This window comes from Mycobacterium stomatepiae (genome assembly GCF_010731715.1).
GTDB classification, from domain to species: domain Bacteria; phylum Actinomycetota; class Actinomycetes; order Mycobacteriales; family Mycobacteriaceae; genus Mycobacterium; species Mycobacterium stomatepiae.
Map to the genome: position 1 here is coordinate 1235710 of NZ_AP022587.1, position 24172 is coordinate 1259881.

22 protein-coding genes and 2 pseudogenes are annotated in these 24172 nt (G+C 66.6%); 8 read left to right on the forward strand and 16 right to left on the reverse strand.

What is annotated here, in order from left to right; all coding sequences use genetic code 11:
* Window positions 1-191 precede the first annotated feature (191 nt).
* Genes G6N54_RS05790 through G6N54_RS05800 form a run of 3 tightly spaced genes read left to right on the forward strand, consistent with a single transcriptional unit; the run spans window position 192 to window position 2317 of the window.
* Window positions 192-944 carry a TVP38/TMEM64 family protein gene (locus G6N54_RS05790; RefSeq protein ID WP_163788946.1) on the forward strand — a complete coding sequence of 251 codons (753 nt, stop codon included), beginning with the start codon at window positions 192-194 and terminating at the stop codon, window positions 942-944.
* 49 nt (window positions 945-993) lie between these two features.
* Window positions 994-1992 (forward strand): chymotrypsin family serine protease, encoded by a 999-nt coding sequence (locus G6N54_RS05795; protein WP_163788947.1) that lies wholly within the window; start codon window positions 994-996, stop codon window positions 1990-1992.
* Window positions 1993-2017: 25 nt separating this feature from the next.
* On the forward strand, window positions 2018-2317 hold the full coding sequence (locus G6N54_RS05800; RefSeq protein WP_163788948.1) for a hypothetical protein: 300 nt from the start codon (window positions 2018-2020) through the stop codon (window positions 2315-2317).
* 24 nt (window positions 2318-2341) lie between these two features.
* Here the strand turns inward: G6N54_RS05800 and G6N54_RS05805 are convergent, their stop codons facing one another.
* Genes G6N54_RS05805 through G6N54_RS05815 form a run of 3 tightly spaced genes read right to left on the reverse strand, consistent with a single transcriptional unit; the run spans window position 2342 to window position 4321 of the window.
* The gene (locus tag G6N54_RS05805; protein ID WP_163788949.1) at window positions 2342-2698 is read right to left on the reverse strand and encodes a DoxX family protein; all 357 of its coding nucleotides are present in this window, start codon (window positions 2696-2698) and stop codon (window positions 2342-2344) included.
* Window positions 2699-2707: 9 nt separating this feature from the next.
* Entirely contained in the window at window positions 2708-3844 is a 1137-nt protein-coding gene (locus G6N54_RS05810) for an SPFH domain-containing protein (protein WP_163788950.1), read from the reverse strand.
* 48 nt (window positions 3845-3892) lie between these two features.
* A complete protein-coding gene (locus G6N54_RS05815; protein ID WP_163788951.1) occupies window positions 3893-4321 on the reverse strand; it encodes an NfeD family protein in 429 nt (142 codons plus the stop codon).
* 57 nt (window positions 4322-4378) lie between these two features.
* On the opposite strand from G6N54_RS05815, the gene G6N54_RS05820 reads away from it, so the two are divergent.
* The gene (locus G6N54_RS05820) at window positions 4379-5320 is read left to right on the forward strand and encodes a hypothetical protein (RefSeq protein ID WP_163788952.1); all 942 of its coding nucleotides are present in this window, start codon (window positions 4379-4381) and stop codon (window positions 5318-5320) included.
* On the opposite strand, the pseudogene G6N54_RS05825 reads toward G6N54_RS05820, so the two are convergent.
* The 3 genes and pseudogenes from G6N54_RS05825 to fabG1 form a co-directional block, all read right to left on the reverse strand.
* Window positions 5292-6354: pseudogene (locus G6N54_RS05825) on the reverse strand (ferrochelatase); the annotation flags it as partial. The gene G6N54_RS05820 and the pseudogene G6N54_RS05825 sit on opposite strands and share 29 nt — an antisense overlap.
* Window positions 6355-6360: 6 nt before the next feature.
* Entirely contained in the window at window positions 6361-7170 is an 810-nt protein-coding gene (gene inhA, locus G6N54_RS05830) for an NADH-dependent enoyl-ACP reductase InhA (protein WP_163788954.1), read from the reverse strand.
* A 26-nt stretch (window positions 7171-7196) separates the two neighbouring features.
* Window positions 7197-7952 (reverse strand): 3-oxoacyl-ACP reductase FabG1, encoded by a 756-nt coding sequence (gene fabG1 / locus G6N54_RS05835; RefSeq protein ID WP_163788955.1) that lies wholly within the window; start codon window positions 7950-7952, stop codon window positions 7197-7199.
* 148 nt (window positions 7953-8100) lie between these two features.
* Here fabG1 and G6N54_RS05840 point away from each other — a divergent pair, with 148 nt between their 5' ends.
* Complete coding sequence (locus G6N54_RS05840) at window positions 8101-8940, forward strand: hypothetical protein (protein ID WP_163794539.1); 840 nt, start codon at window positions 8101-8103, stop codon at window positions 8938-8940.
* Window positions 8941-9022: 82 nt separating this feature from the next.
* Here the strand turns inward: G6N54_RS05840 and G6N54_RS05845 are convergent, their stop codons facing one another.
* The 6 genes from G6N54_RS05845 to G6N54_RS05870 all read right to left on the reverse strand — a co-directional run bounded on the left by G6N54_RS05845 (window position 9023) and on the right by G6N54_RS05870 (window position 15275).
* The gene (locus G6N54_RS05845) at window positions 9023-10030 is read right to left on the reverse strand and encodes a VWA domain-containing protein (protein ID WP_163788956.1); all 1008 of its coding nucleotides are present in this window, start codon (window positions 10028-10030) and stop codon (window positions 9023-9025) included.
* Window positions 10027-10989, reverse strand: coding sequence for a DUF58 domain-containing protein (locus G6N54_RS05850; RefSeq protein WP_163788957.1), 963 nt, complete (start codon window positions 10987-10989; stop codon window positions 10027-10029). The genes G6N54_RS05845 and G6N54_RS05850 overlap by 4 nt, the downstream gene beginning before the upstream one ends.
* Window positions 10986-12113 carry a chaperone MoxR1 gene (gene moxR1, locus G6N54_RS05855; protein ID WP_163788958.1) on the reverse strand — a complete coding sequence of 376 codons (1128 nt, stop codon included), beginning with the start codon at window positions 12111-12113 and terminating at the stop codon, window positions 10986-10988. Before moxR1 ends, G6N54_RS05850 begins: the two co-directional genes overlap by 4 nt.
* 165 nt (window positions 12114-12278) lie before the next feature.
* Entirely contained in the window at window positions 12279-13004 is a 726-nt protein-coding gene (ripB, locus tag G6N54_RS05860) for an NlpC/P60 family peptidoglycan endopeptidase RipB (protein ID WP_163794540.1), read from the reverse strand.
* A 27-nt stretch (window positions 13005-13031) separates the two neighbouring features.
* Window positions 13032-14471, reverse strand: coding sequence for an NlpC/P60 family peptidoglycan endopeptidase RipA (gene ripA, locus G6N54_RS05865; protein WP_163788959.1), 1440 nt, complete (start codon window positions 14469-14471; stop codon window positions 13032-13034).
* A gap of 240 nt (window positions 14472-14711) precedes the next feature.
* Window positions 14712-15275: an Rv1476 family membrane protein gene (locus G6N54_RS05870; protein WP_163788960.1), complete on the reverse strand. Its 564-nt coding sequence runs from the start codon at window positions 15273-15275 to the stop codon at window positions 14712-14714.
* Window positions 15276-15477: 202 nt separating this feature from the next.
* On the opposite strand from G6N54_RS05870, the gene acnA reads away from it, so the two are divergent.
* Window positions 15478-18309 carry an aconitate hydratase AcnA gene (gene acnA, locus G6N54_RS05875; protein ID WP_163788961.1) on the forward strand — a complete coding sequence of 944 codons (2832 nt, stop codon included), beginning with the start codon at window positions 15478-15480 and terminating at the stop codon, window positions 18307-18309.
* 12 nt (window positions 18310-18321) lie between these two features.
* Window positions 18322-18903 carry a TetR/AcrR family transcriptional regulator gene (locus G6N54_RS05880; protein WP_163788962.1) on the forward strand — a complete coding sequence of 194 codons (582 nt, stop codon included), beginning with the start codon at window positions 18322-18324 and terminating at the stop codon, window positions 18901-18903.
* Here G6N54_RS05880 and G6N54_RS05885 read toward each other — a convergent pair.
* The 4 genes and pseudogenes from G6N54_RS05885 to trxA form a co-directional block, all read right to left on the reverse strand.
* Window positions 18900-19091 carry a helix-turn-helix domain-containing protein gene (locus tag G6N54_RS05885; RefSeq protein ID WP_163788963.1) on the reverse strand — a complete coding sequence of 64 codons (192 nt, stop codon included), beginning with the start codon at window positions 19089-19091 and terminating at the stop codon, window positions 18900-18902. The genes G6N54_RS05880 and G6N54_RS05885 overlap by 4 nt on opposite strands.
* Before the next feature lie 103 nt (window positions 19092-19194).
* The gene (locus G6N54_RS05890; protein ID WP_163788964.1) at window positions 19195-20817 is read right to left on the reverse strand and encodes an ABC-F family ATP-binding cassette domain-containing protein; all 1623 of its coding nucleotides are present in this window, start codon (window positions 20815-20817) and stop codon (window positions 19195-19197) included.
* Between the two features lie 27 nt (window positions 20818-20844).
* Window positions 20845-21698, reverse strand: a pseudogene (locus G6N54_RS05895) (enoyl-CoA hydratase).
* The gene (gene trxA / locus G6N54_RS05900; protein WP_163788965.1) at window positions 21691-22041 is read right to left on the reverse strand and encodes a thioredoxin; all 351 of its coding nucleotides are present in this window, start codon (window positions 22039-22041) and stop codon (window positions 21691-21693) included. The pseudogene G6N54_RS05895 and the gene trxA overlap by 8 nt, the downstream one beginning before the upstream one ends.
* A 292-nt stretch (window positions 22042-22333) precedes the next feature.
* Between trxA and G6N54_RS05905 the strand changes: the two genes are divergently transcribed.
* Complete coding sequence (locus G6N54_RS05905; RefSeq protein WP_163788966.1) at window positions 22334-24163, forward strand: acyl-CoA dehydrogenase; 1830 nt, start codon at window positions 22334-22336, stop codon at window positions 24161-24163.
* Window positions 24164-24172 lie beyond the last annotated feature (9 nt).

The window sequence follows — 24172 nt, forward strand, 5'->3', positions numbered from 1 at the left end:
GACTGCTCCTGTTTTCGCAGCTATTGGCAACGTTGCTTGAGGTTGGTGAGCAACACTCAACTTGCTAATCAGGCTAAATGATCGGCCCCGCCGCAAAAAACCGTGGGGTGACGAGGTCTGGGCCGGGACAAGAGCGAAACACCAGGCTCGGGATACAAGTTATTCATTTCCGGCCCGTAACGTTGAGTGACGTGACGGGCCCCGCCACCTCAAAAACCACCAGCACGCTGCGTAGTCTCTCGCGCGCGCTGGGGACGGGCGTGCGCCAGCTGTCCCGGCCGCGCGCCGCCACCGCAGTGGTCGTAATCACAGTCTTGGTCGCCGTGGCGCTGTGGGTTCCGCTGCCCGGCGCGGTGCAGCTACGCGATTGGGCTCAATCGCTGGGCCCGTGGTTCCCGCTGGCGTTTCTGGTCGCGCACATCCTCGTCACGGTGGTGCCCGTCCCCCGCACGGCGTTCACCCTGGCCGCGGGCCTGCTGTTCGGCCCGGCCCTGGGGGTCGTGATCGCGGTGGTCGCCAGCACCGCGAGCGCGGTGCTGGCGCTGCTGCTGGTCCGCGCCGCGGGATGGCGGTTGAACCGGCTGGTTCGCTATCGCGCGATCCACCGCGCCGACGAGCGGCTGCGCGAGCGGGGCTGGGTGTCGGTGCTGTCGCTGCGGTTGATTCCGGTGCTGCCGTTTTCGGTGGTGAACTATGCGGCCGCCGCGTCCGCCGTCGGCATCCTGCCCTACACGCTGGCCACGCTGGCCGGCCTGCTGCCCGGCACCGCCGCGGTTGTTTTTCTCGGCGACGCGCTGGCCGGTCACCCCAGCCCGTTGCTTTTCCTGGTGTCGTTGGTCACCAGCGCGATGGGGCTCGCGGGGCTGTTCCTCGAAATACGGCACTACCGCCGGCGTCACCACGCGCCGGACGAGGCCGCCCCCGAGCCCGCGATTTTCGGCTAACTCAGCCATTTTGTTGAGCGGGCCGCCCGTTGCCTGAAAGATCTACTCAATGGAGCGGGTTTACGCGCAGCAGCTTGCGAGTTTCGGCCTGCAGCCGTCGCGCGCCGGTCTCCTGATGCTTTTGCTCTGTGCCCTCGCGTCGGTGGCCGTCGCGGTCGTGTCCTTTCTGCTCGATCGGATCAAGCTGCTTCGCGTCCCGGCCGGCGGCGCCCTCACCACGGCAGCGGTCGGCTACCCGCCGGCACCGCGAGCGCGTACGCACGCCTCGGTACTGACGATCGCCGCGGCGGTAGCCGCCGTCGTGTGCATCGCGGCCATCTGGCTGGTACCCAAGAACGTCGCACACGTGCCGGACCTCGCAGAGCCAAACCTGACGCCTATCGCGTTGCCCGCGTCCGCGGTCGCCGGACCGGGTACGGGCATTTACGTCGATTACACCGATGGTTCCGGTGGAATGGGTTGCACGGCTGGATTTTTGGTGCGCACCAGCATGGGTGAGTCCGGTCTTCTCACCGCCGGACACTGCAATCGGCCGCAGAGACCGAGCGTCGTGATGATGAATCTCGGCGGAACCCTGCCCTACGCGAAGCTGGGCACGTTCATTCGGACCGTCAGCGAGGGCGTTCACAACGAGCAGCACGACATCGGCCTGATCGTGCTCAACGGCGACAATGTCCCGCAGAGCCCGGCCATCGCAGCCACGTTGCCGATCACCGGGGTCGCCAGCGATCTCTCGCTTGGACAGGAGCTCTGCAAGTTCGGCATGAGCAGCGGCGAGGCCGAGTGCGGAGCGATAATCGACATCACCGAGAGCAAGGTCACCTTCTCGGCCGGCGGCCAATGCGGTGATTCCGGCGGCCCGGTCTATCTCATCCGAAGCGACGGCACCGCCACCGCCGTCGGCATCGACATCCGGGGCAGCAACCCCGCCAATCCCAACGCGGGGTGTCTGGCCCCGGCTAGGTTCTCGGTTGCCGAGCTTGTGCAGCCGTGGTTGGACAAGTGGCATCTGACCGCCGTGACCGCACAACAATCCGGACCGCGCTGATACGACGAGCAACGTGGGGAGCCACATGACCTCCGACACCGCCCACACCGGCGCGCCGGGACGGCGCTTTTCCACCGCCGCACTGGTCGTCGCCGGCCTGGTTGGCCTGATCGTCGGCGCGATCGCCGCATTCGCGGTCACCGGATTGGTCTTCACCGTCCGGCTCCAGCTACCCCCGCCGCCCTATCCGCCGCCGTTCTCGTCGACGCCGGCGCCGGTGTATCCCGCTCCGCCCGTCAGCGTCGCCCCCGCGCCTTCCGCCGGCATCGCACCGGCGCCCGCGCCGAGCGTCGTGCCCGCGCCACCGTTGCCCCCGAGTCCCTAAGCGGCACAACGGTATTCGCTGCGACTAGCTCTGGTCCGGCCCCTTCAGCGTCATCGCGGCGACCAGGGCCAAGAACAGCGCGGCCGGAAGGCCGTTGACGACCTTGTCGCGCACCCGCACGTGCGCCCCCACCGCCAGGACGAAGTACAGCGTCAACATCGCCGTCGTCAGCCGCGCGAGGGCCGGGAAACGGGTGACCGAGAGCAGGCCGACCGCGGCGGCCGCCTTCACCACCGGCAGCACCGGGCGGACGTTCTCCGGAAGCCCGACGTCATCGAGAACTTTCTTGATGGGCGCCACCTGGATCCCGCACAACACCGCGTCGACGGCGTGGAACGCGCCCAGCGCCGTATAGGTCTTCGGGGAAGTCAAAACACTCATCCGACAATCCTATTGGGTCAGTTCCGGCGGCCGGCCGTCGATCGGCTGGCGCGCTATCGCCTCGGCGTTCGCGACCGCCTGGGCGATCTTGGGATCGGTCTCGGTGGAGAACCAGTCGGCCACCTCGGCGTCGTCCGCGTCGGCCGCGTGCCTGGACACGTCCTCGACAGGAGACGGCTGGAAGCGGAACACCCCATCCTCGCCCGGGGTGCCCAGCAGCTTGGTGAAACCCTGCAACGCCGCGCTGAAGTCGCTGGGCACCACCCACACCTTGTTCGCGTCGCCGCGGGCCATCTCCGGCAGCGTCTGCAGGTACTGGTAGGCGAGCATCTCCGGGGTAGGCCGGCCGGCCTTGATCGCGGCGAACGTCTTCTCGATGGCCTTGGCCTGACCTTGCGCCTGCAGGTAGGCCGCGGCGCGCTCACCCTGTGCACGCAGCATCCGCGATTGCCGGTCCGCCTCGGCTGCCAGGATCGCGGCCTGCTTGGCGCCCTCGGCGGCCAGGATCTGCGCCTGCTTGGCACCCTCGGCTTGTTTGATCGCCGCCTCCCGGGTGCCCTCGGCAGTCAGGATCATGGCTCGCTTCTCGCGGTCGGCCTTCATCTGCTTTTCCATCGAGGCCTGGATCGACGGCGGCGGATCGATGCTGCGTAGCTCGACCCGCGCGACCCGCAGGCCCCAGCGTCCGGTCGCCTCGTCGAGCACACCCCGCAGCTGGCCGTTGATCTGGTCGCGGGAGGTCAGGGTCTGCTCGAGCGTCATGCCGCCGACAACATTGCGCAGCGTGGTCGTGGTGAGCTGCTCGACGCCAACGATGTAGTTGCTGATCTCGTAGACGGCCGCCTGCGGAACGGTGACCTGGAAATACACCACGGTGTCGATGTTGAGCGTCAGGTTGTCCTCGGTGATCACCGGCTGCGGCGGGAACGACACCACCCGCTCACGCAGGTCGATCCGGGCGCGGACGCGATCGATGAACGGGATCAGCAGCGTGAGCTGCCCGCTGACCGTGCGACTGTACCGACCTAGCCGCTCGATCACCGCCGCCTCGGCCTGCGGGATCAAAGCAACAGACTTGGCCACAACGATGATCGCGAAGATCACCAGGACGGCCAGCAACACTAAACCTGCAACCGCACCTTCCACCGGAGTTCCTTTCTCTCGCAGCGTCTTCGCAGCGTCTGGGCCGACTAGCTAGTGCTTGAAGACCACCGCCGTCGCGCCGTCGATGTGCACGACGGTGACCGATTCCCCGGGCTCGTAGACGTCGCCTTCGTTGAACGGACGCGCCGTCCACACCTGGCCGTCCAGTTTCACCTGGCCCGCGTCGCGGTCGACCCGATTGAGTACCACCGCGCGCTTGCCCTCCAGCGCCTTGATGCCCGTCGGCAGCGACTTCGGGGTCATTCGCTGCCGCAAAGCGGGCCGGACCAGCACGACCAACAGCACCGAAACAACCAGGAACACCGCCCCGTCGGCCAGGATGGGCCAGTCCGTGAGCCATGCGGTGCCCGAGGCGGCCAGCGCGCCGCCGCCCAGCATCAGCAGGAACATATCGCCCGTCAGCGCCTCGGCCCCGGCAAGAGCCAGCGCGAAGATCAGCCAGCTCAGCGCGATCGCCATGCCTTCAGAATACGCGTGATCCGCCTTTGCCGGACCGAACAACTACACTGCGAGTTCATGTGGTGTCCGAGTGTTTCGCTGTCCGTGTGGGCCAACGCCTGGCTCGCGGGAAGGGCTGCGCCCGACGATGTGTTGGACGCGTTATCTCTTTGGGCACCAAAGCAATCCGTCACCGCGTATGATGCCGTCGCTGCCGGCCACACCGGACTGCCGTGGCCCGACGTCCACGACGCCGGGACCGTCTCGTTGTTGCAGACGCTGCGCGCGGCAGTTGGCCGGGTGACGCCGGCGGGGGCCGCCGGGTTTCCGGGTCCATTGCCCGGGACGATCAACGTGGTGTTGCCGGTTCCCGGCGACGTGCGCGGCCTGGCACCCGGCACGCAGTTCGAGCGCGACGCCCTGGCCGCGGGCGAGGCGGTGATCATCGTCCATCCCGACGATCCCACCACCGCGGTCGGTCTGGTCCCCGAGTTCTCCTATGCCGATCTCGACGAGCCCGACGACGACCCGGATGCGCCGGAACTGTGTGCGTTGGCCTGGACGGTGTATTCGCTGCCGAGGGCGCCCGTATTCGATCACCACGAGCTGGGCGATGCCGAATACTCGCTGCGGTCGGCAGTGCGTTCGGCCGCCGATGCGCTCGGCGCGATCGGACTGGGATCGGCAAGCGACATCGACGATCCACGCGGACTCGTCGAACAGTTGCTGGAATCCACACGGCAACACCGCATTCCCGACCACGCGCCGAACCGGGCCTTGCGGGTGCTGGAGAACGCCGCGCATGTCGACGCGATCATCACCGTCGGCGCCGGCCTGAGCCGGGCCGACTCGCCCGACCGTTCCACCGCGCACATCGCCGCCGGGCTGGAGCAACTTGGAACGCAATCGTCTTCCGAAGCCCGCATCGCCGGCGACGCGCTGCGGCCGCTGCACGCGGTGGTGCGTTCCGCGCGAATGGCCGCGGTGAATGCGATCCTGTATTCGGCCTGGACGGACTAACTCTCTTCTCGCGCAACACAATGCGGCGGACAGCAGGCCGCGCCGTTGACGACGGCCAGACAGCCCGCGACCGGGTGGGGGCCGCTCACCCGTTCGGGCGCACGGCCATAGCGCAGCTCGTCGATCAGATCGGCGGCGAGGTTCGCGAAACGTGGGTGGGCATTGGGCGTTGAAGCGCGCACCAGCGCCACGCCGGCCGCGTCGGCCTGGGATGCCAACTCGTGGTCGAGATCCCACACCACCTCGATGTGGTCGGCCACAAACCCGATCGGGCAGATGATGACCGCCTTGGTGCCCGCGGCGGCCAGCGCCGTGAGGTGGTCGGCGATATCGGGTTCCAGCCACGGCACCTGCGGGGGTCCCGAACGGGACTGCCAGGCCAGGTCGTACTCGGTGTATCCGGCGGCTGGCGCGACAAGGCTTGCGGCGTAGGCGACTTGGCGGCTGTACAGCCGCGGCCCGAGGCGCTCGTCGGCGGCCACCGGAATCGAATGCGCGGTGAACACCAGGCGCGCGCCCGCCTGTTGCTCGGCGGTCAGCGCGCCGGAGGCCGCACCGATGGTGTCGGCGAAGATCTGCACGAACCTTGGGTGGTCGAAATAGGGTCGCAGCTTGACCAATTCGGGCGCATCGGGCCCCGCTGCCGCCCGCGCGCGAGCGATGTCTTCGCCGTACTGCGTGCAGCTGGAATACCCGCTCCACGCCGACGTCGTGAACACAGCCGCGCGACGGACGCCGTTGTCGCGCATCGCCGCTACCGCGTCTTCGACGTACGGCTCCCAGTTGCGGTTGCCGAAATACACCGGCAGATCCAGACCGCGCTCGGCCAGCGCGGCTTCCAGCTGCATGATCAACGCGCGGTTGATGGCATTGATCGGCGAGACGCCACCGAAATGCAGGTAGTGCTCGGCGACGTCGTCGAGTCGTTCCGGCGGCACATTGCGACCCCGGGTGACGTTCTCCAGGAACGGCCGAACCTGCTCGGGACCCTCCGGCCCGCCGAAGGACAGCAGCAGGACAGCGTCGAAGTCCATTGCGGTCTAGAGCAACTGGGTGCTGGCGCCGCCGTCGGCGTAGATGATGGTGCCGGTGGTCGCCGGCAGCCAGTCCGACAGCAGCGCACATACCGTCTTGGCGACGGGCGTCGGGTCCTTCATGTTCCAGCCGATCGGAGCGCGCTGGTCCCAGCCCTCTTCGAGCAGCTGCATCTGGGCACCGGCCTCCTCGCCGAGCGCACCGCCGACGATCGCGCTCATCGCGAGCGTCCGGATCGGGCCGGCGGCAACGAGATTCGAGCGCACACCGGCCTTACCGGCCTCACGGGCGACGAAGCGGTTGACCGACTCCAGTGCGCTCTTGGCGACTGTCATCCAGTTGTAGGCCGGCATCGCACGGGTCGGGTCGAAATCCATCCCGACGATGGAGCCGCCGGAATTCATAATCGGCAGCGCGGCTTTGGCCAGCGACGCGTAGGAGTACGCCGAGATGTGGATGCCCTTGGAAACGTCCTCGTAGGGCGCATCGAAGAACGGGTTGATGCCCATCCCCGTCTGCGGCATGAACCCGATCGAGTGCACCACCCCGTCGAGCTTGTTGTCCGCACCGATCTCGGCGGTTACCCGGTCGGCGAGGGAGGCGAGGTGTTCCTCGTTCTGCACATCGAGCTCGATCAGCGGGGCCTTCTCCGGCAACCGGTCGGCGATGCGCTGGATCAGCCGCAACCGGTCGAACCCGGTCAGCACGAGCTGCGCGCCCGCCTCCTGCGCCGCCTTGGCGATGTGAAAGGCGATCGACGAGTCGGTGATGATCCCGGTGACCAGGATCCGCTTGCCTTCGAGTAGTCCTGACATGTCTTTTCTCGTCCGTCCTTCTGTACTCAGTGGCCCATGCCCATGCCGCCGTCAACCGGTATGACCGCACCGGCGATGTAACTCGCATCTTCGGAAGCCAGGAAGCTGACCACCCCGGCAACCTCCTCGGCGGTGCCGACTCGCTTCGCCGGGATGAACTCGAGGGCGCCCTCTTGGATCCGCTCGTCGAGTGAGCGGGTCATCTCGGTGTCGATGTAGCCCGGGGCTACCACATTCGCGGTCACACCGGCCTTGGAGAGCTCGCGGGAGATCGAGCGGGCCATGCCGATCAGACCGGCCTTGGCGGCGGCGTAATTGGATTGGTTGCCGATGCCCCAGCTGCCGGAGACCGAGCCGATGTAGATGATCCGGCCGAACCGCTTTTTCTGCATGCTGCGCGCCGCGCGCTGGGTCACCCGGAACGCCCCGGTGAGGTTGGCGTTGATCACCTCGGAGAACCGCTCCTCGGTCATCCGGATGAGGAACGCATCCTTGGAGATACCGGCGTTGGATACCAGCACCTCGACCGGACCCTGGTGCTCCTCGACCTCTTTGAAGGCGCGATCGACGGCGTCGTTGTCGGTGACGTCACACACGACGCCGAACAGTCCCTCGGGCGCCCCGGACCCGCGGTGGGTGACGGCGACCTTGTGGCCGTCGGCGGCCAGCCGCTGCGCGATCGCCAGACCGATCCCCCGGTTTCCGCCCGTCACCAGGACTGAGCGGGATACGAATGGGGGTTTGCCGCCGGCGGTGGCGGTCTCGGTGGCTACTTCAGTCACCCGGTCAACTTATCGTCTCGGTGCGGCGGGGCTGAAATCTGCCCCTTTTTACCCCGCGAACCTAACCTGGCTGCGGTTTCCGGGGCGGATTTTCGCAGTGCGGTTCGATTCGCGCAGTGATGTCGGTGTGACGCAGCAGACTTCGGCCATGACAGACCCTTTCCTGGGCAGCGAGGCCCTATCCGCCGGGGTGCTGACGCCCTACCAGTTGCGCAGTCGGTACATCGCACTGCATAAAGACGTGTACGTGCCACGCGACGCGAAGTTGACAGCGCAATTGCGTGCGAAAGCGCTTTGGCTGCGCTCGCGCCGCCGTGGCGTGCTGGCCGGCCATTCAGCTTCCGTCCTCCACGGCGCCAGGTGGGTCGACCCTGGTCTTCCCGCCGCGATCATCGACAGCAACGCCCGCCACGAGCCCGGAATACAAGTCTGGGAAGACCGCATCGAGGCCGACGAAGTTTGCGTCGTTGACGGCGTGCGCGTGACTACCCCGGAGCGGACGGCACTCGATCTGGCCAGTCGTTTCCCGATGGACCCCGCCGTCGCCGCGGTCGATGCCCTCATCCAGGCGACCCACCTGAAAATCGCCGATGCCGAGCAATTGGTCGAGCGTTATCGGGGCCGCCGTGGCATCAAAGCCGCCCGAGCCGCACTCGAACTCGTCGACGGCGGTGCGCAGTCGCCGAAGGAAACCTGGCTCCGCCTGCTATTGATTCGCGCCGGGTTCCCGCGTCCGCAAACACAGATCGCAGTCCGCAACGAATGGGGTTGGGCGGAGGCATATTTGGACATCGGCTGGGAGGACATCAAGGTGGCCGTCGAGTATGACGGGGACCATCATCTATCCGACCGCAGGCAGTACGTGAAGGACATCCGCCGGCTCGAAAAGCTGGAGCGCATGGGCTGGATCGTGGTTCGGGTCGTTGCTGAGGACCACCCCGACGACATCATCCGACGCGTGACCGAGGCGCGTGCGTCGCGAGACTAACCACACGGCGAACTTCGCGGCGCGAAATCGCAGCCAGGTTAGGCTCGCGGGGAAACGGCCCCGGCTCGCGGACGTTGGGACGTCAGGTCGGGAGGCGGCGGTTGATCAGCAGGGCCGCCAGCGCCGCCAGCGCCAACACCACCGAGCCCGACCGCAGCCAACCCACGCTCGCATCGCCCTTGATCGTCTCGTAGCCGATCTGCTGTTGCAGTGACGCGTAGACCGCCTTGAGCTCCTGCAGGGTCGCGGCGTTGTAGAAGCTTCCACCCGAGAGCTGCGCGACCTTGCGCATCGTCTCGTCGTCGACCGGCACCGGCTGGCGCTGGTCGTTGATCTCGACGAAGCCGTAGGGGGTACCGAACGAGATCGTCGAGATCGGCACGCCCTGGTCCTTGGCGGTGCGCGCGGCGGTATCGGCACCCTTGGGGTTGTCCGGGTTGGTCGGCATCGTCTCCTTGCCGTCGGAGAACAGCACGACGCGGGCCGGCGGCGGTTTGTCGCCGCCACCGATCACCGCACCGACCGTGGCGATTGCCTGCAGTGCGGTGAAGATGCCCTCGCCGGTGGCGGTGCGGTCGGCGAATTGCAGTTTGTCCAGCGCGATTTTGGTCGCCTCACGATTGGTGGTCGGCGACACCAGCACCGTCGCGGTTCCCGCGTAGGCGATCAGCCCGAGGTTGATCCCCGGCGTCAGCTCGTCGGCGAACTGCTTCGCCGCTTCCTGCGCGGCGGCCATCCGGTTGGGTTCGACGTCAGTCGCGCGCATCGACTGCGACACGTCGATGACCAGCATCACCACCGCGCGGTTGCGGGGAATCCGCACGTCGTTGGTTGGGCCGGCCATCGCGATGGTGAACAGCACCAGCGAGGCCACCAGCAGCATCGCCGGCACATGCCGCCATTTGGCGGGTCGTTTGGGCGCAACGCTTTCCAGCAGCTCCATGTTGGCGAGCCGCAGCATCCGCCGCTGCCGGGCCAGCTGCATCAGCACGTACAGCACGCCCAACGCGACGACGACGAGCAGGAAGAGGAACCACCACGCGTGGGCGAACCCGGACAGCGACATCGCGCCCAGCAACGGCAACGTCACTGGCGCCCCGCCATAGCCCCGCGCCGGCGGGACTCCACGAAGCGGACGATGTCGGCGATCCAGTCGCGGTCGGTGCGCAGCGTCAAAACCGGTGCGTCACAACCACGAATCGTTCGGGCCACCTCGGCACGATGCGCCGCGGCCGCCTTGGCGAAGTCGTCGCGCAGTTGCGCGTCGACGGTGAATTCACGGGTCACCCCGGTTTCGGCGTCCTGCAGCACGACATCGCCCACGTCGGGCAGTTCGATATCGCGCGGGTCGAGCACCTCGATGGCCAGCACCTCGTGGCGGGCCGCGATCGCGCGCAGGGGGCGCATCCAGTTGATCGGCCCGAGGAAGTCACTGATGATCACGGCCATCCCGCGGCGGCGCTCCGGCCGGCGCAGCGCGTCGATGGCAACCGCCAGGTCGCCGCGCACCCCGACCGGGGCCTTGGGCATGGTCGCGATCGTGCGCAACAGCGTCTGCTCGTGCTGGCGCCCCGACCGGGCCGGCACCCGCACCGTCGTGGCCCCGTTGCTGATCAGCGCGCCGAGCCGGTTACCGCCCCCGCTGTTGAGGAACGTGATCGCGGCCGCGGCGGCCACCGCCAGGTCGCGCTTTTCGCAGACGGTGGTGCCGAAGTCGAGGCTGGCCGACATGTCGACCACCATCCACGTTTCCAGCTCGCGGTCGGCGATCATCTGCCGGACGTGCGGGTGGGTGGTGCGCGCGGTGACCGCCCAGTCCATCCGCCGGACGTCGTCGCCGGGCTGATACTCGCGCGACTCCCCCGGCTCCGAACCCGGCCCGGGGATCAGGCCGAGGTGGTCACCGTGCAAGACGCCGTCGAGCTTGCGCCGGACGGTGAGCTCGAGCGTGCGCAGCGCCGCCGACAATTTCGGGTCGTCGATCTGCCCGCGCTGAAACGACGGCGGATGCAGAACCGCCGGCTTGGTGGCCGGGTTTGGATCGGTCACCGATTGCTAGCCGCGCCCGCAGCCTGCATCACCGGCGGTACCGAATGACCTTGTTGCGGAACGGCATTCACTTGCGGGAGGGAAACCGTCTGCAGGATACGGTTGATCACGATCTCGGGCGAGATCTCGTCGGCGAGCGCGTCGTAGGTCAGCACCAAACGGTGGCGCAGCACGTCGGGAATGACCTCGACGACGTCTTGCGGGATCACGTAATCGCGACCGCGCACCAGCGCCAGTGAACGGGACGCCGCGATGATGCCCAGCGAGGCACGCGGGGATGCGCCGAACGAGATCCAGGTCTTGACGTCGTTCATGCCGAGCTGTTCGGGATGGCGGGTGGCGGTGACGATGCGCACCACATAGTCGACCAGCGCGTGGTGCACGAAGTTGTTGGCCGCGACGTCCTGCAGCCGCACCAGGTCGCCGGTGTCCAGGATCTGCTTGGGTTGCGGCGGCTTGACGCCCATCCGGTAGATGATCTCGCGTTCTTCCTCGGGTGAGGGGTAGCCGACGTTGATCTTGAACAGAAAGCGGTCGCGCTGGGCCTCGGGCAGCTGGTACACACCCTCGTGCTCGATCGGGTTCTGCGTCGCCATCACCAGGAACGGGTTGGGCAGCGGGAATCGCTTACCGCCGATCGACACCTGACGCTCGGCCATGACCTCCAGCAGCGCCGACTGAACCTTGGCGGGCGCACGGTTGATCTCGTCGGCGAGCAGGAAGTTGACGTGGACCGGGCCGAGCTCGGTGTCGAACTCTTCCTTACCCTGCCGGTAGATCCGGGTACCGATGATGTCGGTGGGCACCAGGTCGGGCGTGAACTGGATACGGGCGAATGTGCCGCCGACGACCTTCGCGAACGTTTCGACGGCCAGCGTCTTGGCGACGCCGGGCACACCTTCGAGCAGCACGTGACCCTTGGACAACAGCCCGACCAGCATGCGCTCGACAAGCTGGTCCTGGCCCACGATGATCCGCTTGACCTCGAAGATGGCCCGTTCCAGGGTGTGTACTTCGGCAGCCAATCCGTCGGTCCCACCTGACGGCGCCGCATGGGCTCCGGGACCAGGCTGTCCGGCCGGGTAACCACTGGCGCCCGGGGGCGGCCCACCTGCTGCTGTCATCTACATCCTCTTCCCGGTTCAACCGACACAGCTCAATCGACACAACTGCCGTCACGACAAATGTCGTGGGGCGGCGACGTGCCCTTGTCCAACTATTCCAGGCCCCTGGGATTCCGTCGACGTCACGCTTCGCTGACGAGCAAACGTCCCGACGGCATTCCGGGGTCAGTACTCGATGATCCTAGTCAGGTACGGCGTCATGCCGGGCTTGCGCACGGGGCTCACGGTTACCTTGCCCGCGCTTCCGGACGCCTCCAGCATCTGACCGTTGCCCAAATACATCGTGACGTGCTGGCCCCCACCCGGGCCGTAGAAAATCAGGTCGCCGCGCCGCGCCTCGCTGGGCGGAATGTGGCGCCCGGCGTTGTACTGGTCGCCCGAGAACCGCGGGATCAGCACGCCCACCCCGGCGAACCCGTAGCGCATCAAACCCGAGCAGTCGAACCCGGTGATGTTGGCGCCGTCGTCGATGCCCTTGCTCGGCCCCTGCAACGAGCCGCCACCCCACGAGTACGGCACACCGATCTGGGAGCCCATTCGCTTGATCACGTACTCGATCGCCTGCCGCCCGTAGACCCGGGGGATCTTGCCCCCCGGGTTGGTCGGGGCCGCCGCGGCGGGTGCGGGATCACCCAGGATGTTGATCCCGAGACCGCCGAGGAACTGCCTGCCCAGGTCCATCGTGGTCTGGGTGGCCTGCGCGGTGGCCTGCAACGAGGCGTTGGCGACGGCCAGCGGGTCGCCCGGAGCGCCGGCACTGATCGTGGCCGGCAGCGTCGGATCCCAGGCACCGGGGTCGGCGTTGGACGGGGCGGCGACAGACAACATCAGCCCGCTCACCATGGTGGTGACCCAGGCCACGTTGATCAGGCGAAAACGCTTCTGCCGCATAGCCCCTCGATTGGTAGTCATCCTCGTTTAATAGTCGATGTAGCGGATCACATACGGCGTCATACCGCTGGTGCGCACGGGCGCAACGCGCACCTTCAAGCCGATGTCGGGAGCCTCGAGCATCTGGCCCTGACCGAGATAGATCGTCACGTGCTGGCTACCGCCCGGGCCGTAGAAGATCACGTCGCCGCGGCGCATCTGGGACGACGGGATCTTGCGCCCCAGGCTGTACTGCGACCCCGAGTAGTGCGGCAATTTGATGCCCACCCCGGCGAACGAGTACAGGACCAGGCCCGAGCAGTCGAAGCCGGTGATGCCGGCGCCGGAGTCGATTCCCTTGCTCGGGCCGGCCGCGTTGCCGCCGCCCCAGGAGTAGGGCACGCCGATCTGCGACATGCCGCGGCGGATCACGTATTCGGAGGCCTGCCGCCCGTAGACCCGCGGAATGCGGCCGCCCACCCCGCCCGGTGTGGCGTTCGTGATCCCGGTGTCGTCGGGCTTGAGGATGCCGATCGACTGCAGGAAGCCCTTGCCCATCTGCGCGGTCACCTGCGTGGAGGTGGCCGAGATGCCCAGCACCTGGTTGATCACCGCGACCGGGTCACCCGGCACGTTGGCGCTCGGCACCATCGGAAGCGTGGGATCCCAACCGTCCCAGTGCCTTCCGCCGGATGGCGGCGCTGCGGCCGGCGCTCCCGGATCCCACCGGTCGCCCGCCGTCGGCACACCGGGGTCGCCCGCGCCGGTCGACCAATGCGCGGACGCGAGTTGCGCCTGCTGCAGCTTGGCCTGGGCCGCGTCACGCTCGGCGGCCAGCCGAGCGATCTGCTCGCGCTGCGCCTCGAACTTGTGCTTCGAATTGGTCAGCGCGTCGACCGCGGCATCCTGGCTGGATTTCGCGTCGGCAGCGGCCTTTTCGGCTTTCTGCTTGGCGAGTCGGGCGGCGGACTCCTTGTTCACCTGTTCGGTGCGCGCCCGCTGCAAGTTGTCCATCACAGTCTGGGAACTGGCCGCCAGGGTCCGCGACGCGCTCTCGGTGGCGATGATGTCCTCGGGACTGCGCGCGGCCAGGTAGCTGCCCGACGGACCATTCATGTAGGTCGCCGCCGCGAAGGTGTCGAAACGCCGTTGGGCCGCGGCGATTGCCGCGTTGGCATCCTTGACCGATTGCTGGCTGACCTCGAGATCGTGCTGCGCCGCGGTCACGTTGTCCCGTGCGGTCTCCACGTCGACCAGGGCCTTGTTGACGGCCTCTTGCTCGCCCTGAATCTCGGCGCTCAGGTCGTCCAAGCGCTGGTTGGCCTTGGCGACGTTGGCGATCAGCGCGCCGAGGTTGTCGGCGTTCGGATCCGCCTGCGCCAGACCCGCAGTGGTGACGAGCACGGCCACACTCAGGATCGTCGGAATGACCGGACGAACCAGCCTGGCGAAGGGTCGCGCAGCGGAGCCCCGGCGTGTGAGTCTCATTCGACTTAGCTCCCCTTGGGCTTAGCGCGGACGGCGGCGCCAGCCCCATATTTCTCAACAAGCGCCAAAGAAAACACGAGCATCATTTGCACCGTACGTCACACCGGTCGCCGGGGAAATGCTCGTCACAAATCGCAACCCTCTACGTGCGTTTAATGTGACCGAACGGTGACCTACGCGATTTGCCCTGCGGTGTCGCGACTTCGCCCCGGCGTCAACGGCCGAGTCGGACATCCATGCTTAGACGCCCTGGGCGGATCCTTCGGCGTGGGCTTCTGCCACATCCGCCGAGGTTGCTGATCGCCTAGCGCGCAACTGCAGGAACCGGGCGCCGACGGCCGCGGCGAGTACGCCGATAAGCAAGAAAATGGTCAGACCGGTCCAGGGAAATTCCGGGGTTTCCAGCTCGTGCAAAAAGTGCTGTGCCGAGACCACCGGGTTGCCCGTCTTGGCGATGTCTTCGCCGGCCTCGAGAGTGACGCGTGGGAACTGCGTGCTGTAGGTACCGACAAAGTTCGGGCTCAGCGTCAAGACCGTGGCGTCGTGATAGTCGGCGCCGACCACCGTGGAGATATCGCGCAGTGGCGTGTCGTTCGGCGGGTTGTGTTCGAGCAAAACGATTTTCAGGTTGATCCCCGCGGCATGAGCCTGGTTGACCACGTCGAGCAGGGCCGGCATGGCCTCGGGCGGCGCGCTGACCCCGGACGCGGCGACCTGTGCCTTGACCGCCGTCATGTCGACGTCTTGCGGAATGTAAACGGGCAACACCGGGATCGTCTGGACGAATGCGTCGTGCCCGGTCATCGTGTCCTTCCCGCCCTCGAAACAGCCCTGGTGCTACAGGCACCGTACGCGAACAGTAGGGAAAAGGGGTTTCAACCCGGCGTCGACCCGACAAGACTGGGAATTGGTGTCCCGGTTTATTATAGGACAAGCGTACTGTTAGAGTTGCTTTGCACCGCCGACACGGCCCGTCGGTGGCAGAACTTAATCCCAGGGAGTTGATGTGACCAGTCAAGAATCAGTGAACTCGTTCGGAGCTCGCGACACCCTGACGGTCGGCGACCAGAGTTACCAGATCTATCGCCTCGATGCCGTCCCCAACACGGAGAAGCTTCCCTACAGCCTCAAGGTTCTCGCCGAGAACCTGCTGCGCAACGAGGACGGCGCCAACATCACCAAGGATCACATCGAAGCCATCGCGAACTGGGATCCCAACGCGGAGCCCAGCATTGAGATCCAGTACACGCCGGCCCGGGTGGTCATGCAGGACTTCACCGGCGTGCCGTGCATCGTCGACCTGGCCACGATGCGCGAGGCCGTCGGCGACCTGGGCGGGAATCCGGAGAAGGTGAACCCGCTGGCACCGGCCGACCTGGTGATCGACCACTCGGTGATCGCCGACTTGTTCGGCACCGCGGACGCGTTCGAGCGCAACGTCGAGATCGAGTACCAGCGCAACGGCGAGCGTTACCAATTCCTGCGCTGGGGCCAGGGCGCCTTCGACGACTTCAAGGTGGTGCCGCCGGGCACCGGCATCGTGCATCAGGTCAACATCGAATACCTGGCGCACGTTGTGATGGAACGCGACGGGGTGGCCTACCCCGACACCTGTGTGGGCACCGACTCGCACACCACGATGGTCAACGGCCTTGGCGTGCTGGGCTGGGGTGTGGGTGGCATCGAGGCCGAGGCCGCGATGCTGGGCCAGCCGGTGTCGATGCTGATCCCCCGCGTCGTCGGCTTCAAGCTGACCGGCGAGATTCAGCCGGGCGTGACGGCCACCGATGTCGTGCTGACGGTCACCGAGATGCTGCGTAAGCACGGTGTGGTCGGCAAATTCGTCGAGTTCTACGGCAAGGGCGTTTCGGAGGTGCCGCTGGCCAACCGCGCCACGCTGGGCAACATGAGCCCCGAATTCGGCTCCACCGCAGCCATTTTCCCGATCGACGAGGAGACCATCTCCTACCTGAAGTTCACCGGCCGCACCGACCAGCAGCTGGCGCTCGTCGAGGCCTACGCCAAGGAGCAGGGCCTGTGGCACGACCCCCAGCACGAGCCGGCGTTCTCCGAGTATCTCGAGCTCGACCTGTCCACCGTGGTGCCGTCGATCGCCGGACCTAAGCGCCCGCAGGATCGAATTGTGTTGTCGGAAGCCAAGTCCACCTTCCGCAAGACCATTCCCAGCTATGTCGGCGACGATCCCGACAAGCAGGAGTATTCGAAGCTTGACGAGGAGCTCGACGAGACGTTCCCGGCCAGCGACCCCGGCCAAGTGGCCAACGGCCACGCCGACGACCGCGCGCCGGTGCAGTCGGCCGCCGCGCACTCGAAGGGCCGGGTGAGCAACCCGGTACGGGTGAAGTCGCAGGAGTACGGCGACTTCGTGCTCGACCACGGCGCCGTGGTGATCGCCGCGATCACGTCGTGCACCAACACTTCCAACCCCGAAGTGATGCTGGGCGCCGCGCTCCTGGCGCGCAACGCCGTCGAAAAAGGGCTGGCATCCAAGCCGTGGGTGAAGACCACGATGGCGCCGGGCTCTCAGGTGGTCAACGACTACTACGAGAAGGCCGGCCTCTGGCCGTACCTGGAGAAGCTCGGGTTCTACCTCGTCGGCTATGGGTGCACCACGTGCATCGGCAACTCGGGTCCGCTGCCCGAAGAGATCTCAAAGGCGATCAACGACAACGATCTTTCGGTGTCGGCGGTCCTGTCCGGCAACCGCAATTTCGAGGGCCGCATCAACCCCGACGTCAAGATGAACTACCTGGCGTCGCCGCCCCTGGTCGTCGCTTACGCGCTGGCCGGGTCGATGGACTTCGATTTCGACTCGCAGCCGCTAGGCAAGGACAAGGAAGGTAACGACGTCTTCCTCAAGGACATCTGGCCGTCGCAGAAAGACGTCTCCGACACCATCGCCTCGGCCATCAGCCAGGAGATGTTCGTCAAGAACTATGCCGACGTGTTCAAGGGCGATCAGCGCTGGCAGAACCTGCCGACCCCGAGCGGCAACACCTTCGACTGGGACGACTCCTCGACGTATGTGCGCAAGCCACCGTACTTCGACGGGATGTCCGCCGAACCGGAGCCGGTCAAGGACATCCGCGGGGCGCGGGTGCTGGCACTGCTCGGCGATTCGGTTACCACCGACCACATCTCGCCGGCGAGCAGCATCAAGCCCGGCACCCCGGCCGCGCAGTACCTCGACGAACACGGTGTGGACCGCAAGGATTACAACTCATTCGGATCGCGGCGCGGCAATCACGAGGTGATGATTCGCGGCACGTTCGCCAACATCCGGCTGCGCAACCAGCTGCTGGACGACGTTTCCGGTGGGTACACCCGCGACTTCACTCAAGACCCTGTAGATGGGAAAGCTCCGCAGGCCTTCATCTACGACGCGGCGCAAAACTATGCGGCAGAGAACATTCCGCTGGTGGTGCTGGGCGGCAAGGAGTACGGCTCGGGTTCGTCTCGGGACTGGGCGGCCAAGGGCACGGCGCTGCTGGGAGTCCGCGCGGTGATCACCGAGTCGTTCGAGCGCATCCACCGCTCCAACCTGATCGGCATGGGCGTGATCCCGTTGCAGTTCCCCGAGGGGGAATCTGCGGGATCGCTGGGCCTGGACGGCACCGAGGTGTTCGACATCACCGGCATCGAAGCGCTCAACGACGGGAAGACGCCAAAGACGGTGCGCGTCAAGGCCGCCAAGGACGGTAGCGACCCGATCGAGTTCGACGCGGTGGTGCGCATCGATACCCCCGGGGAGGCCGACTACTACCGCAACGGCGGCATCTTGCAGTACGTGCTGCGCAACATGCTCAAGTCCGGCTAACACGGGCCGCCGGTGCCAAAAGTCAGCGAGGACCATCTGGCGGCTCGCCGTCGCCAGATCCTCGACGGTGCGCGCCGTTGCTTCGCCGAACACGGCTACGACAGGGCCACGGTTCGGCGGCTGGAGCAGTCGATCGGGATGTCGCGTGGCGCGATCTTCCACCACTTCCGGGACAAGGACGCACTGTTTTTCGCGCTCGCTCACGAGGACGCCGAGCGGATGGCGGACGTCGCGTCGCGCGAGGGCCTCATCCAGGTGATGCGCGACATGCTGGCCGCGCCCGAGCAGTTCGACTGGTTGGCCACCCGGTTGGAGATCGCGCGCAAGCTGCGCAACGACCCCGCGTTCAGCCGCGGATGGTCGGAGCGTTCCGCGGAACTGGCGGCAGCGACCCACGATCGACTGCAACGGCAGAAGGAAGCACACCGGGTGCGCGACGATGTACCCGGTGACGTGTTGCAGTGCTATCTGGAATTGGTCCTGGACGGATTGGTGGCCCGGCTGGCCTCCGGCGAAGATCCGCAGCGGCTGGCCGCCGTCCTCGACCTAGTCGAGAAGTCGGTGCGCCGCAACGATTCCGGGGCTACCGGTTAGCGGTGCCGGGCCGTATGGTTGGGGCCGCCGCGGCTGCGCATCGTGGTGCCCGACTCTCGCAGCATGCTGTGAATCGACCCGTACGATCTGCCGGTGTTGGCAACGAGCGTCCGAATGCTCGCTCCGCCCTCGTAGGCATTGCGCAACTCATGCAACAACTCGGCGCGCATCTCTTTCGACTTTGGCACTGGTCCCTCCACGCTGGAAACACAAACCCAAGCACCAAGAGTAAGAACCGGTCGTCTCGCGCGTGTCGATTTCGCCGAATTCGGGTGCGGTGACTTAGGGGGCTCAGGCGAGCTCGATCAGATCCCGATATTCGTCGGACCAATAGTCCTCGGTGCCGTCGGGCAGCAGGACGACGCGTTGCGGGTCGAGAGCTTCGGCCGCGCCGGGATCGTGGGTGACCAATACCACCGCGCCCTGATAGCTCCGCAGCGCGTCGAGCACCTGTTCGCGCGACGCGGGATCGAGGTTGTTGGTCGGTTCGTCGAGCAGCAAGACGTTCGCCGTGGATGCGACCAGGCCGGCCAGCGCGAGCCGCGTCTTCTCGCCGCCGGACAGGGTGCCGGCGGGTTGGTCGAGCTGCGGGCCGCTGAACATGAACGCTCCCAGCAGGCCGCGCAGGTCCTGCTCGCCCGAGGAAGGCGCGGCGTGCCGGGTGTTCTCCCACACAGTCGCGTCGTTGTCGATGGTGTCGTGCTCCTGCGCGAAATAGCCCATGCGCAAACCGTGTCCGGGCTCCAGCCCTCCGGTGTCGGGAGTCTCGGCGCCGGCCAACAGCCGCAGCAGCGTCGTCTTGCCCGCGCCGTTGAGCCCCAGCACCACCACCCGGGAGCCCCGGTCGATCGCCAGGTCGACCCCGGTGAACACCTCGAGCGATCCGTAGGACTTGCTCAAGCCCTTGGCCACCAGCGGGGTTCGTCCGCAGGGCGCCGGCGTGGGGAACTTGATCCGGGCGACCTTGTCGGAGACGCGTTCCTCGTCGAGCGCGGCCATCATGCGATCGGCGCGTCGCAACATGTTCTGCGCCGCAACGGCTTTGGTGGCCTTGGCGCCCATCTTGGCGGCCTGGGTGCGCAGCGCACTCGCCTTCTTCTCGGCGTTGGCGCGTTCGCGCCGGCGGCGCTGCTCGTCCGTGGCCCGGGCATCGAGATACTTCTGCCAGCCCATGTTGTAGACGTCGGCCTCGCCGCGCACCGCGTCCAGGAACCACACCCGGTTGACGACGTCGGCGAGCAACTCGACGTTGTGGCTGATGACCACCAGGCCGCCGGTGTGCGATCGCAGGAAATCCCGCAGCCAGCCAACCGAATCCGCGTCGAGGTGGTTGGTCGGCTCGTCGAGCAGCAGCGTGGTCGACGAACCGGCGTCGGAGGCGGCGAACAGGATTCGCGCCAGCTCGACTCGGCGGCGCTGACCGCCGGACAGGGTGCGCAGTTGTTGTGTCATGACCCGTTCCGGCAGGCCGAGACTCGCGCAGATCCGGCCGGCTTCGCTTTCGGCGCCGTAGCCGCCCAGGGCGACGAACCGCTCCTCCAGTTGGCCGTATCGACGGATCGCGCGGTCGCGCGCTTCGTCGTCGGCGACCTCGGCCATCAACGCTTGCTGCTTCTCCAGATCGGTGAGCAGGACATCCAAACCGCGCGCCGACAGCACCCGGTCGCGGGCCAGCACGTCGAGATCGCCCTCTTTGGGATCCTGTGGCAGGTAACCGGTTTCGCCGGTACGGGTCACCGATCCGGCGTACGGTTCGCTCTCCCCGGCCAGGATGCGCAGGGTCGTCGTCTTGCCCGCACCGTTGCGCCCGACCAGCCCGATGCGGTCACCGGGCTGAATCCGAAGGTCGGGGCCGTCGGGTGAGAGCAGGATGCGCGCACCAGCGCGGACCTCAAGGCCCGTAGCCGTGATCACGATCGCTCTCCTCGGTCAGTGCAGTGGTTATTTGTCGTCGGTGAACACCGGGGCCGCCGCTCTGCACGCGCAGCAACCGCTTCTTCGAAGTTCGCGGTGAGCAGACGGGCGAAAAGCTGTCCCAAGCCTTCGGCTTGCATGTGCCCTTCCAGGCTACCGGCGTCCAGTCCACTCCGCAGTGTGCGCTTGGTCAACTCGATTCCGGGCCGGGAGAACGCGGCGATCGCGTAGCAGGTGTCCAGCAGCTGCCCCTCGGGCACCTGGCAGGACACCAGCCCGATGCGCTCGGCCTCCTCGGCGGGGACGTCGCGGCCGGTCAGCATGATCTCGAACGCCCGCGACGCGCCGATCGCCCTGGGCAGCAGGTAGGACAGGCCCAGTTCGCTGGCGGTCAACCCGTTGTTGATGCCCGCGGCCCGGAAATAGACGTTGGTCGAGGCCACCCGGATGTCGGCGGCCAGGGCCAGACACAGCCCACCGCCGATGGCGGCGCCGTTGACCGCGGCGATGACCGGCTGATGCAGGCGCCGCAGCGCCAAAATGACGTCGTCGAGGAGCTCCATGGAGCGCAGCGCATACGTCGGGCGGGTCTACCCGTCCACATTCGGCACCGTGCCCGCGGACTTGTGGTCGGCTCCCGACGAAAACCCCCGACCCGCCCCGGTCAGCACCACGACCCGCACCGAGTTGTCGTACGTCACCTTTTCCAAGGCCGCCTTCAGCGGCACCATGACGTCGAACGCCATGGAATTCATCCGTTCGGGCCGATTGAGGGTGATCAAGGCCACGCCGGGCCGCGGGTGTTCAACGAGTACCAAACTCACCCGTGAACGGTATCGCGGCCGACGCCGGCGACCTATTCGGCGACGTGCCTCAGGCATGATCCGCCTGAACCGCCTCGACGTCGAAGTCCCTGATTTGCTGCACCAGATCCTCCAGCGCCGACGGTGGGAGCGCACCCGGCTGGTTGAACAGCAGTTTGCCCTTCTTGAAGGCCATCAACGTCGGGATGGACCGAATCTGGGCCGCGGCGGCGAGCTCTTGCTGGGCTTCGGTGTCGACCTTGGCGTGCACGATGTCGGGGTGCTTCTCCGACGACGCCTGAAAGGTCGGCCCGAACTGACGGCATGGCCCGCACCAGGACGCCCAGAAGTCGACCAGCACGATGTCGTTGTTTTCGATGGTCGCGTTGAACTGCTCCGCGGTGAGGTCCTGTGTAGTCACATTTCGCCTAACGCCGGGTACTGCTCGGATGTTCCCGCGCGAATGTCGACCATTGGCGCACCCTCATACTGCTCCCGCCAGCAACGATTCGCCAGCGCGCCGGTGTGTGCCCCCAGCTGACCTCCGAGGCCGCGGGGATAACGCGGATCGATCTTCCCAATGAGCAGTTGGGTTTTGGTTTGCGGGCCGACAACGGCCGGTGCCCGCAGGTTACGGTTGCGGAGGGTTTCGGTGCTCGGAGACACTGAGGGCTGATGATCCGTCGCCGGACGGACCAGTTGAGGGAGATGTCTTGGGCCACTACATCGCTAACGTCCGTGATCTCGAGTTCAACATCTTCGAAGTCCTCGAGGTGGGCGCGATTCTCGGCGCCGGGCAGTACAGCGAGCTGGACGCCGACACGGTGCGGACCATCCTGTCCGAGGCCGCTCGCCTGGCAGAAGGCCCGGTCGCCGAGACCTTCGCGTTCGCCGACCGCAACCCGCCGGTGTTCGATCCCAACGAGCACACCATCAGCGTCGCACCCGAGTTGGCCAAGACCGTGCAAGCGATCAAGGACGCCGAGTGGTGGCGCCTCGGCCTGGCCGAGGACATCGGTGGCATGCCCGCACCGCCGCCGTTGGCGTGGGCGGTCAATGAAATGATCTTCTGCGCCAATCCGTCCGCAAGCTTCTTCTGCCTGGGACCTTTTATGGCGCAAGCGCTTTGGGCCGAGAGCGACGAGGAGCAGAAGCGCTGGGCGGCCGAGGGCGTCGAGCGCGGCTGGGCCGCCACGATGGTGCTCACCGAACCCGACGCGGGCTCCGACGTCGGCGCCGGCCGCAGCAAGGCCATCGCGCAGCCGGACGGCACCTGGCACATCGAGGGCGTCAAGCGGTTCATCTCCGGTGGCGACGTCGGCGACACCGCCGACAACGTCTTCCACCTCGTGTTGGCCCGCCCGGAGGGCGCCGGCCCCGGCACCAAGGGACTGAGCCTGTTCTACGTCCCGAACTACCTGTTCGACCCCGACACATTCGAACTCGGCGCCCGCAACGGGGTTTTCGTCACCGGGCTGGAACACAAGATGGGCATCAAGTCCTCCCCCACCTGCGAGCTGACCTTCGGCGCGACGGATGTGCCCGCCGTGGGCTATCTGGTCGGCGGCGTGCACAACGGGATCGCGCAGATGTTCACCGTGATCGAGCACGCCCGCATGACGATCGGAGTCAAGGCCGCCGGCACGCTTTCCACCGGCTACCTCAACGCGCTTGCCTACGCCAAGGAGCGGGTGCAGGGTGCCGACCTGACCCAGATGACCGACAAGACCGCACCGCGGGTCACGATCATGCACCACCCCGACGTGCGCCGCAGCCTGATGACCCAGAAGGCGTACGCCGAAGGGCTGCGGGCGCTCTACATATATGCCGCGGCACATCAGGATGATGCTCTCGCACAACAAGTTTCCGGCGCTGACCACGACATGGCACACCGCGTCGACGATCTGCTGCTGCCCATCGTCAAGGGGGTCAGTTCGGAGCGGGCGTACGAGATCCTGACGGAATCGTTGCAGACGCTGGGCGGCTCGGGCTTCCTGCAGGATTATCCGCTGGAGCAGTACATCCGCGATTCCAAGATCGATTCGCTCTACGAGGGCACCACCGCGATTCAGGCCCTGGACTTCTTCTTCCGCAAGATCGTTCGCGACCACGGCGCTGCCCTGCAGTTCGTGACGGCTCAGATCAGCCGGACCATCGACGACTGCGACGACGCGCTGAAATCGCAGGCGCAGGCGGTGCAATCCGCCCTCGACGAGGTGACCTCGATGACGGCCGCGTTGACCGGCTACCTGATGGCGGCTACCGCGCACCCGACGGAGATCTACAAGGTGGGGCTCGGTTCGGTGCGGTATCTGCTCGCGGTCGGCGACCTGCTGATCGGCTGGCGGTTGCTGGCGCAGGCCCTGGTTGCGCACGCCGCCCTGGCCGACAATCCCAGCGAGAAGGACCGGGCGTTCTACCAGGGCAAGATCGCGACGTCGGCGTTCTTCGCCAAGAACATGCTGCCGAAACTGACCTCGCTGCGCCGCGTCATCGAATCCATCGACGACGACGTGATGCGTATTTCCGAGGACGCGTTCTGAGCGATCGGC